Annotated in this window: 11 protein-coding genes; 2 read left to right on the forward strand and 9 right to left on the reverse strand. The window is 69.8% G+C overall.

Annotated elements, in window-relative coordinates; all coding sequences use genetic code 11:
• Window positions 1-434: 434 nt before the first annotated feature.
• From ACIPPM_RS30085 to thyX, 3 genes are all read right to left on the reverse strand, one after another.
• Window positions 435-2,120 carry a ribonuclease J gene (locus tag ACIPPM_RS30085; RefSeq protein WP_393599337.1) on the reverse strand — a complete coding sequence of 562 codons (1,686 nt, stop codon included), beginning with the start codon at window positions 2,118-2,120 and terminating at the stop codon, window positions 435-437.
• Window positions 2,121-2,275: 155 nt separating this feature from the next.
• A complete protein-coding gene (gene dapA, locus ACIPPM_RS30090; RefSeq protein WP_393599339.1) occupies window positions 2,276-3,175 on the reverse strand; it encodes a 4-hydroxy-tetrahydrodipicolinate synthase in 900 nt (299 codons plus the stop codon).
• A gap of 233 nt (window positions 3,176-3,408) precedes the next feature.
• Window positions 3,409-4,137 carry an FAD-dependent thymidylate synthase gene (gene thyX, locus ACIPPM_RS30095; RefSeq protein ID WP_401453484.1) on the reverse strand — a complete coding sequence of 243 codons (729 nt, stop codon included), beginning with the start codon at window positions 4,135-4,137 and terminating at the stop codon, window positions 3,409-3,411.
• Between the two features lie 179 nt (window positions 4,138-4,316).
• Here thyX and ACIPPM_RS30100 point away from each other — a divergent pair, with 179 nt between their 5' ends.
• Together ACIPPM_RS30100 and ACIPPM_RS30105 are read left to right on the forward strand one after the other, a co-directional pair.
• Window positions 4,317-4,553: a hypothetical protein gene (locus ACIPPM_RS30100; RefSeq protein WP_393599343.1), complete on the forward strand. Its 237-nt coding sequence runs from the start codon at window positions 4,317-4,319 to the stop codon at window positions 4,551-4,553.
• Between the two features lie 91 nt (window positions 4,554-4,644).
• Window positions 4,645-5,199, forward strand: coding sequence for a hypothetical protein (locus tag ACIPPM_RS30105; protein WP_401453487.1), 555 nt, complete (start codon window positions 4,645-4,647; stop codon window positions 5,197-5,199).
• Between the two features lie 74 nt (window positions 5,200-5,273).
• On the opposite strand, the gene ACIPPM_RS30110 is transcribed toward ACIPPM_RS30105, so the two are convergent.
• From ACIPPM_RS30110 to eccD, 6 genes are all read right to left on the reverse strand, one after another.
• Complete coding sequence (locus ACIPPM_RS30110) at window positions 5,274-5,726, reverse strand: hypothetical protein (protein ID WP_393599347.1); 453 nt, start codon at window positions 5,724-5,726, stop codon at window positions 5,274-5,276.
• 13 nt (window positions 5,727-5,739) lie between these two features.
• Entirely contained in the window at window positions 5,740-6,492 is a 753-nt protein-coding gene (gene dapB, locus ACIPPM_RS30115) for a 4-hydroxy-tetrahydrodipicolinate reductase (RefSeq protein WP_401453489.1), read from the reverse strand.
• A 38-nt stretch (window positions 6,493-6,530) separates the two neighbouring features.
• Window positions 6,531-7,910 (reverse strand): M16 family metallopeptidase, encoded by a 1,380-nt coding sequence (locus ACIPPM_RS30120; RefSeq protein ID WP_401453491.1) that lies wholly within the window; start codon window positions 7,908-7,910, stop codon window positions 6,531-6,533.
• The gene (locus tag ACIPPM_RS30125) at window positions 7,907-10,129 is read right to left on the reverse strand and encodes a polyribonucleotide nucleotidyltransferase (protein WP_401453493.1); all 2,223 of its coding nucleotides are present in this window, start codon (window positions 10,127-10,129) and stop codon (window positions 7,907-7,909) included. Before ACIPPM_RS30125 ends, ACIPPM_RS30120 begins: the two co-directional genes overlap by 4 nt.
• Before the next feature lie 331 nt (window positions 10,130-10,460).
• Entirely contained in the window at window positions 10,461-10,748 is a 288-nt protein-coding gene (gene rpsO, locus ACIPPM_RS30130; protein WP_030816847.1) for a 30S ribosomal protein S15, read from the reverse strand.
• Window positions 10,749-10,925: 177 nt separating this feature from the next.
• Window positions 10,926-12,395, reverse strand: coding sequence for a type VII secretion integral membrane protein EccD (eccD, locus tag ACIPPM_RS30135; protein WP_401453496.1), 1,470 nt, complete (start codon window positions 12,393-12,395; stop codon window positions 10,926-10,928).
• Window positions 12,396-12,463: the final 68 nt, after the last annotated feature.

The following is a 12,463-nucleotide window of genomic DNA, read 5'->3' on the forward strand; positions in this document are numbered from 1 at the left end:
GGTGCTTTCCAGTTCTTCGCTTTCGCGTTTCCCTTTCCGGCGGTTCCGACTCTATCAGATCCTTTCGGCGTCTGATTCCCAGTCAGAGGGGGTTGCCTTCCCGGCCCGCTGGGCCGTTCCGACGTCTCAAACTCTAGCCGATCAACCCCGGCAGTTCCTAATCGGGCTGCCGAGCCCCATTCGAATTGAATTCGGACGCGCCGAAAGCAATCCCGAACGGGAGAGTCGAGCTGGTGGTTGAGTGCCGCTTTCGCGGCGGAGGTGCTGCCACAGAACCGTCACGGCTCCGGGGCAGACCAAGAACTCTACGGATCGGCCATGGGGGTGTCAACCCGTGCTGTCAAGATTTTTTCGAGCGGGTGTTCCCCCTGGCGACGCACTGGGGCCCCTCGACCGATGCCGAGGGGCCCCAGTGCAGGTCAGAGCGTCGTGGATCAGACCTCGACGACGACCGGGAGGATCATGGGGCGCCTGCGGTAGGTGTCCGAGACCCACTTGCCGAGCGTCCGGCGGATCAGCTGCTGGAGCTGGTGGGGCTCCACGACGCCGTCCTGGGCCGACCGCTCCAGCGATTCCGTGATCTTCGGGAGGACCTCCGAGAACTTGGCGTCCTCGATTCCCGAGCCGCGGGCCTGGATGTGCGGGCCGCCCGTGATCTTGCCGGTGGACGCGTCCATCACGACGAAGACCGAGATGATGCCCTCGTCGCCGAGGATCTTGCGGTCCTTCAGCGCGGGCTCGCGCACATCGCCGACCGAGAGGCCGTCGACGTAGACGTAGCCGGCCTGGACCTTGCCCGCGATCTTCGCCTTGCCCTCGACCAGGTCGACGACCACGCCGTCCTCGGCGATGACGATCCGGTCGTGCGGGACGCCGGTCGCGGCGCCCAGCTCGGCGTTGGCGCGCAGGTGGCGCCATTCGCCGTGGACCGGCATCAGGTTCTTCGGCCGGCAGATGTTGTAGAAGTACAGCAGCTCGCCCGCGGACGCGTGGCCCGAGACGTGCACCTTGGCGTTGCCCTTGTGCACGACGTTGGCGCCCCAGCGGGTCAGGCCGTTGATCACGCGGTAGACCGCGTTCTCGTTGCCGGGGATGAGGGACGAGGCCAGGATGACCGTGTCGCCCTCGACGATGCGGATCTGGTGGTCCCGGTTGGCCATGCGGGACAGGGCCGCCATCGGCTCGCCCTGGGAACCCGTGCAGACCAGGACGACCTTGTCGGCCGGGAGGTCGTCGAGCTGCTTGACGTCGACGACGAGGCCCGGCGGGACCTTCAGGTAGCCGAGGTCCCGCGCGATGCCCATGTTGCGGACCATGGAGCGGCCGACGAAGGCGACCTTGCGGCCGTACTTCTGGGCGGTGTCCAGGATCTGCTGGATGCGGTGCACATGGCTGGCGAAGCTCGCCACGATGATGCGGCTGTGCGCACCGGCGAAGACGTTGTCCAGCACGTTGGAGATGTCGCGCTCGGGCGGGACGAAGCCGGGTACCTCGGCGTTCGTGGAGTCCGAGAGGAGGAGGTCGATGCCCTCCTCGCTGAGACGCGCGAAGGCGTGCAGGTCGGTGAGACGGCCGTCCAGCGGGAGCTGGTCCATCTTGAAGTCGCCGGTGTGCACGACCATGCCGGCCGGAGTGCGGATGGCGACCGCGAGGGCGTCCGGGATGGAGTGGTTGACCGCGACGAACTCGAGGTCGAAGGGGCCGATCCGCTCACGGTCGCCCGCCTCCACCTCCAGGGTGTAGGGCCGGATGCGGTGCTCCTGGAGCTTGGCCTCGATCAGCGCGAGGGTCAGCTTGGAGCCGATCAGCGGGATGTCCGGCTTCTCGCGCAGCAGGTAGGGGACCGCGCCGATGTGGTCCTCGTGACCGTGCGTGAGGACGATGCCGTCGATGTCGTCGAGGCGGTCCCGGATGGACGAGAAGTCCGGCAGGATCAGGTCGACGCCGGGCTGCTCCTCCTCGGGGAAGAGCACGCCGCAGTCGACGATCAGCAGACGGCCGTCGTACTCGAAGACCGTCATGTTGCGGCCGATCTCGCCGAGACCGCCGAGAGGGGTGACCCGCATGGCGCCCTTGGCGAGCGGCGGCGGGGGGGCCAGTTCAGGGTGCGGATGACTCAAAAGACTCTCCTGACCACACACGCCACATACCCGGGGGCACGTGGCGCGCGTGACGTTCAGTGCGTGCGGTTGTCGTTACAGGGGTGCGGGCGATGGCGCCCCGCTGTGCAGTTGTGGATTCAGTTGTGTGGCTCGGATGGTGCTGAAGTCTGTTGTCAGAGCTGTACCCCGCCGGCAGCAAGATCGATCTTGAGCTGGGCGATCTCCTCCGGGGAGCACTCGACCATGGGGGCGCGCAGGGGGCCCGCGGGCAGGCCCTGGAGGGCGAGCGCGGCCTTGGTGGTCATGACGCCCTGCGTGCGGAACATGCCGGTGTAGACCGGGAGCAGCTTCTGGTGGATCTCGGCGGCCTTGACGACATCACCCGAGGTATAGGCGTCCACGAGGGCGCGCAGGTCGGGGGCGACGAGGTGGCCGACGACCGAGACGAAGCCGACGGCGCCGACGGAGAGCAGGGGGAGGTTCAGCATGTCGTCGCCGGAGTACCAGGCGAGGCCGGAGCGGGCGATGGCCCAGCTGGCGCGGCCGAGGTCGCCCTTGGCGTCCTTGTTGGCGACGATCCGGGGGTGCTCCGCGAGGCGGACCAGGGTCTCGGTGCTGATCGGGACGCCGCTGCGGCCGGGGATGTCGTAGAGCATGACCGGGAGACCGGTGTTGTCGGCGACGGCCGTGAAGTGGCGGTACAGGCCCTCCTGCGGGGGCTTGTTGTAGTACGGCGTGACGACCAGCAGGCCGTGCGCGCCGTCGCGTTCGGCCTGGTGGGCCAGGGCGAGGGTGTGGAGGGTGTCGTTGGTGCCGACGCCTGCCACGACGCGGGCGCGGTCGCCGACCGCTTCCACGACGGCTCGTACGAGGTCCGATTTCTCCGCGTCGCTGGTGGTGGGTGACTCGCCGGTGGTGCCGTTGACGATCAGGCCGTCGTTGCCTGCGTCCACCAGGTGGGCGGCGAGCCGCTGCGCGCCGTCGAGGTCGAGTGCGCCGTCCGCCGTGAAGGGCGTGACCATGGCGGTGAGGACCCGCCCGAAGGGGGTCTGCGGAGTCGAGGTCGGAGCCATGAGTGACACGCTACTCGGTACTCGATCCATGGTCTGCCCGTGGGGTGGCGGGAAAGTCAGGACAAACTCGCGATGAACCTCGCGAGGAAGAAGGAGCCCGGCACTGCCTGCTCGGGGGTTCAAGCAGTGCCGGGTCCGTTTGATCAGGCTAGATGAACTTCTCTAAATGCCGCAATACGGACACTTCGGGAGGTTGATCCGTACATCCGTTCCGCGCGGGGAACAGGGCTTCGCTACGGGGCCACCCGGCCGTTGGCATTGAAGGCGGCGTGCGTGAGCGGCATCAGCCGGGCCCACTCGGCCTCCAGCTTCTCGCCCACCATCTCGATCTCCCGCTGCGGGAAGGACGGCACCTTGGCCAGCTCGTGCTGGGTGCGCAGGCCCAGGAAGTGCATCAGGGAGCGCGCGTTGCAGGTGGCGTACATCGAGGAGTACAGGCCGACCGGGAGGGCCGCACGGGCGACCTCGCGGGCGACGCCCTCGGCGAGCAGCTTCTGGTAGGCGCCGTACGCCTGCTCGTAGGACTCCGTCAGGGTGTCGCGCACCGCGTCGTACTGCGCGGGGCTGCCCTCGACGAAGACGTACTTGCCCGGGCGGCCCTCCTGGACCAGTTTGCGGGAGGTGTCGGGGACGTAGAAGACCGGCTGGAGCTCCCGGTAGCGGCCCGATTCCTCGTTGTACGACCAGCCGACGCGGTGCCGCATGAACTCGCGGAACACGAAGATCGGGGCGCTGATGAGGAAGGTCATCGAGTTGTGCTCGAACGGGCTGCCGTGCCGGTCCCGCACCAGGTAGTTGATCAGGCCCTTGGAGCGCTCGGGGTCCTTGCCCAGCTCGTCCAGGGACTGCTCGCCCACGGTGGAGACTCGGGCGGCGAAGAGGACATCGCTGTCCGACGCGCTGGATTTCACCAGCTCGACGGTCACATCGCTACGGAGCGTGAGCGGCTCGGGGGTGGTCACAAAGGTCCTTCCATCACTTCTGCGGTTTGCGCCCACCATACGGGGCACGCGCACCGGTCAGAGCAACACCTCACCTCAAAAATCGCATCCAGCGGTTTTCCGGACATGGGCACCTTTCGTATCGTTCCGACGTCTGAAGGGGTGAGGTCGTCAGACCCCCGGAAGGAGACCCACCCCAGATGTTCCGTCGTCGTGAGCCCGTACCCTTCGCCTTCGTCGCCGAGGCCGACAGGTTCCGCGGCAATGTCACTCCCCCGCCCCGCGAGCGCGCGTCCCGCGCCGAGCGGGCCGGGCGTTCGCTGCTCATGCTGACCCTGGTCGCCGGGATAGTGGGCGCGCTGATGGTCGGCATGCCCGCGCTGTCCACTCCGTCCGCGCCGCCGGCCGGTCAGTCGCAGGCGGCACAGGGTCACTGACCCTTGTGGCGGCCCACGGCTGGTGAGCCCCGCCACAGGCGGATAGCCTCACCGGGCACAAGCCCGTGCGAGGACCTTGCGAGGAACAGCCGTGCCCCTGCCCTTCCTGACGGCCGACCGCACTTTCGAGGCGGCCGACGAGAGCTCGCTGCCGTACCACGACCGGGACCGCTGGCGGCGCCCGTACCGCCCTGGCCCGTGGCGGGTGGGCGGGGCCGCGCTGGGGCTGCTGTTCTCCTCGTTCGTGCTGTTCGGGGCCGTGCTCACCGCCCTGACCGGCACCACCACCTCCGCCGGGGTCACCTTCGTGCTCGCCGCGGCGATCGTGCTCGGCGCGCTGCGGGTGCTGCGCATGGGCGTCTGGGTCAGCCCGCGCGGCCTGCGCCAGGTCGGCTTCCTGGTGACGCGTACGGTGCCCTGGCACCGGGTCGTCTCGCTGCGGACGGCGCAGCAGCCGGTGCGCTGGCTGGGGCTGCCCCGCACGGTGCAGGGTCAGGCGCTGACGCTGGTCCGCGACGACATGGCCCCGGACGACACTCCTCCGCTGCTGACCACGCACACCCTGGATTTCCTCAATCGTCCCGCCGGGTTCGACCGGGCCTCGGACACGATCGAGGCGTGGGCCGCGGAGTTCCGGCGCGGCTGAGGACGTACCTCGTATGGGAGAAGGGGCCGCCCCGCGCTGTCGCGGAGCGGCCCCTTCTTCATGTGCGTCGCGGGTCAGGCCGGGACGTTCCGGCCGTCGTGCAGGGCGATGGCGCGCTGCATCGTCTTACGGGCGCGCGGGGTGTCGCGGGCGTCGTGGTAGGCGACGGCGAGCCGGAACCAGCTGCGCCAGTCGTCGGGGGCGGCCTCGGTCTCGGCCTTGCGGCGGGCGAACACCTCGTCGGCCGAGTCGCGGTCGATGCGGCCGTCCGGGGTGCGGCGCAGTTCGTCGACGGGCAGGCCGCCCTCGGCCTCCAGCTCGGCGGCGAGCTGGTTGGCCCGGCGGACGAACTGGGTGTTCTTCCAGAGGAACCAGACGCCGATGACCGGCAGGATCAGCACGGCCACGCCGAAGGTGACGGTGAGGAGCGTGCCGGACTGGATGAGCATCACGCCCCGGCTGCCGACCAGGACGAAATAGAAGACCAGGACGGCGGCCGTGACGAGGTAGGTGATCTTCGCGCGCATGAGATAGAGGTACTCAGCCCAGGTCGAGGAAGTGTTCGAGCCCGAAGGTGAGGCCCGGAGCGGACCCCACGCGGCGCACACCGAGCAGGATGCCCGGCATGAAGCTGCTGTGGTGCAGCGAGTCGTGGCGCAGGGTGAGGGTCTCGCCCTCGCCGCCGAGCAGCACCTCCTGGTGGGCCAGGAGGCCCCGCAGCCGGACCGCGTGCACGGGCACACCGTCCACGTCGGCGCCGCGCGCCCCGTCCAGCGCGGTGACCGTGGCGTCCGGCGCCGGGGCGAGACCGGCCTCGCGGCGGGCCTCGGCGATGAGCTGGGCGGTGCGGGTGGCGGTGCCGGAGGGGGCGTCCACCTTGTTCGGGTGGTGCAGCTCGACGACCTCGACGGACTCGAAGTACGGCGCGGCGATCTGCGCGAACTTCATGGTGAGGACGGCGCCGATGGAGAAGTTCGGGGCGATGAGCACGCCCGTCTCCGGGGACAGCTCGAGCCAGCCCTTGAGTTGTGCCAGGCGCTCGTCGGTCCAGCCGGTGGTGCCGACGACCGCGTGGATGCCGTGGCGCACGCAGAAGTCGAGGTTGCCCATGACCGAGGCGGGGGTGGTGAGGTCGACGGCGACCTGGGCACCGGCGTCCACCAGCGTCTCCAGCTTGTCGCCCCGGCCGAGGGACGCGACCAGCTCCATGTCCTCGGCGGCCTCGACGGCCCGTACCGCCTCGGACCCGATGCGGCCGCCTCCGCCGAGGACCGCCACGCGCAGCTTGCTCATCTCTTCGTTTCCTTACCGCAGTTGAGGGGCCGGGTGGGTCAGGCGACCGCGTCGTGGAGCCGGGCGGCCTGCTTGTCCTTCAGCGGGCCTATGACCGACAGCGACGGGCGCTGTCCCAGGATGTCGCGGGCGACGGAACGGACCTCGTCCGGGGTCACCGCGGCGATCCGGGCCAGCATGTCGTCCACGGACATGTGGTCGCCCCAGCACAGCTCGCTCTTGCCGATACGGTTCATCAGCGCGCCGGTGTCCTCCAGGCCGAGCACGGTGGAGCCCCGGAGCTGGCCGATGGCGCGGGTGACCTCGTCGTCGGTGAGGCCGTGCTCGGCGACCTGGTCGAGTTCGTCCCGGCAGAGCTTCAGTACGTCCGTGACCTGGCTCGGGCGGCAGCCCGCGTACACCCCGAACAGGCCGCAGTCGGCGAAGCCGGAGGTGTAGGAGTACACGCTGTAGGCCAGGCCGCGCTTCTCCCGGACCTCCTGGAAGAGGCGGGAGGACATGCCGCCGCCGAGGGCGGTGTTGAGCACGCTCATGGCCCAGCGGCGGTCGTCGGTGCGGGCGAGGCCGGGCATGCCGAGGACGACGTGCGCCTGCTCGGTCTTGCGGCCGACCAGTTCGACGCGGCCCGCGGTGCGCAGGGTGCGGCTGCCTTCGCGCGGGGCGATGGGCAGGGCTCCGGTGTCGCGCAGGGCGCCCGACTTCTCGAAGGCGGCGCGGACCTGGCGGACGACCTTGGCGTGGTCGATGTTGCCCGCGGCCGCGACCACGAGGTGGGTCGGGTCGTAGTGCTTCTTGTAGAAGCGGCGGATGCGGTCGGCGGTGAGGGCGTTGACGGTGTCGACCGTGCCGAGGACCGGGCGGCCGAGCGCGTTGTCGCCGAACATGGTGTGCGCGAACAGGTCGTGCACACAGTCGCCGGCGTCGTCCTCGGTCATGGCGATCTCTTCGAGGATCGCGCCGCGTTCGACGTCGACGTCCTCCTCGCGGATCAGCGAACCGGTCAGCATGTCGCACACCACGTCGATGGCGAGCGGCAGATCGGTGTCGAGCACGCGTGCGTAGTAGCACGTGTACTCCTTGGCCGTGAACGCGTTCATCTCGCCGCCGACGGCGTCGACCGCGGCGGAGATGTCGAGGGCGGAGCGCTTCTCGGTGCCCTTGAAGAGCAGGTGCTCCAGGTAGTGGGTGGCGCCGTTCAGCGCCGGGGTCTCGTCACGGGAGCCGACGTGCGCCCAGATGCCGAAGGTGGCCGAGCGCACGGAGGGCAGCGTCTCGGTGACGACGCGCAGACCACCGGGGAGGGTGGTCCGGCGGACGGTACCGACGCCGTCCCGGCCCTTGATGAGGGTTTGGGTACGGGCGACGGCCCGCGCCTCCGAGGAGGTGCGGGCCGTCGCCTTGAAGCTACGGGACGTCACTGGTCGGCGTCGTCCTTCTTCGTCTCGTCCGAACCGTCCTCGCCCTCGACCACGGGGATCAGGGAGAGCTTGCCGCGGGAGTCGATCTCGGCGATCTCGACCTGGACCTTCTGGCCCACACCGAGGACGTCCTCGACGTTCTCCACGCGCTTGCCACCGGCGAGCTTGCGGATCTGCGAGATGTGCAGCAGACCGTCCTTGCCGGGGAGCAGGGAGACGAACGCACCGAAGGTGGTGGTCTTCACGACCGTACCCAGGTAGCGCTCGCCGACCTCGGGCATCGTCGGGTTGGCGATGCCGTTGATCGTGGCGCGGGCGGCCTCGGCGGACGGACCGTCCACCGCGCCGATGTAGATCGTGCCGTCGTCCTCGATCGTGATGTCGGCGCCCGTGTCCTCCTGGATCTGGTTGATCATCTTGCCCTTGGGGCCGATGACCTCACCGATCTTGTCGACCGGGATCTTGACGGTGATGATCCGCGGGGCGTTCGGGGACATCTCGTCGGGCCGGTCGATGGCCTCCATCATCACGTCGAGGATGTGGAGACGGGCGTCGCGGGCCTGCTTGAGGGCCGCGGCCAGGACGGAGGCCGGGATGCCGTCCAGCTTGGTGTCGAGCTGGAGGGCGGTCACGAAGTCCTTCGTGCCGGCGACCTTGAAGTCCATGTCGCCGAAGGCGTCCTCCGCACCGAGGATGTCGGTGAGGGTGACGTAGTGCGTCTCGCCGTCGGCCTGCTCGGAGATCAGGCCCATGGCGATACCGGCGACGGGGGCCTTGAGCGGCACACCGGCGTTCAGCATCGACATGGTGGAGGCGCAGACCGAGCCCATGGACGTCGAGCCGTTGGAGCCGAGGGCCTCGGACACCTGACGGATCGCGTAGGGGAACTCCTCGCGCGTCGGCAGCACCGGCACGAGCGCGCGCTCGGCGAGGGCGCCGTGGCCGATCTCGCGGCGCTTCGGGGAACCGACGCGGCCGGTCTCACCGACGGAGTACGGCGGGAAGTTGTAGTTGTGCATGTAGCGCTTGCGGGTCACCGGGGAGAGGGTGTCCAGCTGCTGCTCCATGCGGAGCATGTTCAGGGTGGTGATGCCCAGGATCTGGGTCTCGCCACGCTCGAACAGCGCCGAGCCGTGCACGCGCGGGATGGCCTCGACCTCGGCGGCGAGCGTACGGATGTCCGTGACGCCGCGGCCGTCGATGCGCTTCTTCTCCTTGATCACACGCTCGCGGACCAGCTGCTTGGTCAGCGAACGGTAAGCGGCGGAGATCTCCTTCTCGCGGCCCTCGAACTTCGGCAGCAGCTTCTCGGCGGCCAGACCCTTGACGCGGTCCAGCTCGGCCTCGCGCTCCTGCTTGCCCGCGATGGTGAGGGCCTGGGCCAGCTCCGGCTGGACGGCCTTCTTCAGCGCCTCGTACACGTCGTCCTGGTAGTCCAGGAAGATCGGGAACTCGCCCTCGGGCTTCGCGGCCTTGGAGGCGAGGTCGGCCTGGGCGCGGCACAGCACCTTGATGAAGGGCTTGGCGGCCTCGAGACCGGCGGCGACGACCTCCTCGGTCGGCGCCTCGGCGCCGCCCTCGACCAGCTTGATCGTCTGGTCGGTGGCCTCGGCCTCGACCATCATGATCGCCACGTCGCCGTCCTCCAGGACGCGACCGGCGACCACCATGTCGAAGACGGCGTCCTCGAGCTCGGTGTGCGTCGGGAACGCGACCCACTGGCCGCGGATCAGCGCGACGCGGACGCCGCCGATCGGGCCGGAGAAGGGCAGGCCGGCCAGCTGCGTCGACGCGGACGCGGCGTTGATCGCCACGACGTCGTACAGGTGGTCGGGGTTGAGCGCCATGATCGTGGCGACGACCTGGATCTCGTTGCGCAGGCCCTTCTTGAAGGACGGGCGCAGCGGGCGGTCGATCAGGCGGCAGGTGAGGATCGCGTCCTCGGAGGGGCGACCCTCACGGCGGAAGAAGCTGCCGGGGATCTTGCCGGCGGCGTACATCCGCTCCTCGACGTCCACCGTGAGGGGGAAGAAGTCGAGCTGGTCCTTGGGGGCCTTGGAGGCGGTGGTCGCCGACATCACCATGGTGTCGTCGTCCAGGTACGCCACGGCGGAACCGGCGGCCTGCTTGGCCAGGCGGCCCGTCTCGAAGCGGATGGTGCGGGTGCCGAAGGAACCGTTGTCGATGACGGCCTCGGCGTAGTGGGTCTCGTTCTCCACTAGCGTTTTCTCCTCGTCTTCGTCCCGCTCGCCCGTGTGGCGGGGGGACGGTGGTGGAGAAGCGCTCCGGCTGGTGCGGGCCGGTCTTCGATCGAAGCACCCAGGGGTTCGTCTCTTCCCTGGGGGCCACTACCGAGGACCGGCGGCGGTGCGGTGCGCGTCTCCTCGTTCTGTGTCGTACGTGATGCGTTGTGCTAACACCCTACAAAGGGGGAGTGACAGTCCGCATGTTTCCGCACCTGCCGCGAGTGCGGGAGGCAGGCACGTACCGCGAAAACAGCAAAAAAGGAGCGGCTCCCGACTGACTCGGGAACCGCTCCCTCATGGCGACTTACTTGGCGCCGGCCGCACCGCGGCGGATGCCGAGGCGGTCGACCAGGGCACGGAAGCGCTGGATGTCCTTCTTGGCCAGGTACTGCAGCAGGCGGCGGCGCTGACCGACCAGGATGAGCAGACCACGGCGGGAGTGGTGGTCGTGCTTGTGGGCCTTGAGGTGCTCGGTCAGGTCGGAGATCCGGCGCGACAGCATGGCGACCTGGACCTCGGGGGAGCCGGTGTCGCCCTCCTTCTGGCCGAACTCGGCGATGATCTGCTTCTTCGTAGCGGCGTCGAGAGACACGCGTACTCCTCATGATGGTTGCCGCCGAGTGCCCCCGGTCTGAATCTCGGGGGAGCTTCCGTTACTCGGGAGGCGGGGACTCGCTGAGCGCGGCCTCCAGAGCCTGGGCTCCGGGGGTGCGTACACGAACGGCCGTCACTCAGGGTACCAGGGCCGTCCGGGGCCTCTTCACGTCCCCTAACCCACCATCGAGCGTACGTCCGCGAGGACACCCAGGGTGGCCAGGCAGAGGGGGGCCAGGGCGAGCAGGACGGCGCCCTCGGCGAGGTCGAGGAAGCGGCCCCAGAAGGGTGACAGCCCCTTGCTCGGGACGATCAGGCCGATCGCGGTGATCAGGATGGCGCCCGCGGCGACGGCCGCCGTCAGCCAGGCGGTGCGCAGGTCGAGGGCGCCGCGGTCCTGGTGGAGCACGAAGTCGGTGAGGGCGTCGTGCGGCGGGTTCAGGGCGAGGCCGAGCAGCAGCAGTGCGATGGCGGCGAGACCGGCGACCAGGACGCAGGACACCTGGGCGGTGTAGCGGAAGAGGCGCGCGCGGATCAGCATGGCGAGGCCGGTGGTGAGCGCGAGGAGCTGGCCCCAGACGTTGTCGCAGAAGCCGAGGACGGCGGCGGAGGCGACGACCAGGGCCGCGGTGCCGCCGACGAGGCCGAGCAGCATCTCGTGCCCGCGCCGGGCCTGAGCGGCGACGAGGTCGGCGTCGAGCGGTGCGGCGTCGGCGCCCTGCGCGGTGTCGGGGTCGAAGGCGTCGTCGGTGGCGGAGTGCGGCGAGGCGTAGCCGATGGGCAGCCGGGCGAAGCGGGCGGAGAGGCCGGGCAGGAAGGCGACCAGGCCGATGGCGACGGGGGCGCACACGGCGGCGGTCGCGGTGGCGGAGGCGTCGGCGAGGAGGGCCACGAAGGTGGCGAGGGTGCCGACGGTGGCCAGGAAGGACGCGGCGACGAACGGGGCGTCCCCGCCGGGCGTGACCGCCACCAGGGCGACCGAGGCGATCAGTACGGTCACGCAGCCGAGCATGAACTGGAGCTTGCCCGGTCCCTGGGCCGCCGGTGCCCCGATGATCCCGGAGCCCGCGATCATCAGCAGCGGCAGCGCGCCGAGGCCCACGGCGACGGCCGCGCCCCGGTCGCCGTACACCCGGGCGCGGACCCCGGCGAAGGCGGTGAGCAGTACGCCGAGTCCGCCCGCGATGACGCCGGGCAGGCCGTGCATGTCGTGGCGTACGGGGTCGGCGTACCAGAGGACGAAGCCGGTCAGCAGGACGAGCAGGGCGCCGCCCGCGAGGCCCGCGACGCGCAGCAGGTCCTCGCTCCACAGGTGCCGGTCGCGGACGACGGCGGAGGCGACGGCGTCGGAGACGTCGTCGTAGACGGCGGGCGGCAGGGAGTCGGCGAAGGGGCGCAGGCTCAGCACCTCGCCGTCCAGGACGCCTTCGTCGGCGAGGGTGCGGGCGCTGTCGAGTACCCGGCCGTCTCGGCGGACCAGGTGGTAGCCGGCCGGGGTGCCGACCTCCTGGGTCTGGCCGGTCAGGCGCAGTATCTCCGGGTAGATGTCGGCCACGGCGATGTCGACCGGGAGTGCCACGTCGATACGGCTGTCGGGTGCCACGACCGTGACCCTGCTGAATCCCGTAGCCGCTGTCGTACTCACCTTCACAGACCCCCTGTTCGCGGATGCGCACGCTGCGGGCGTCACCCTACCGGGACCCGGTGTCAGTG

It is taken from the genome of Streptomyces sp. NPDC090119, assembly GCF_044747085.1.
In the GTDB taxonomy this organism is placed as follows: domain Bacteria; phylum Actinomycetota; class Actinomycetes; order Streptomycetales; family Streptomycetaceae; genus Streptomyces.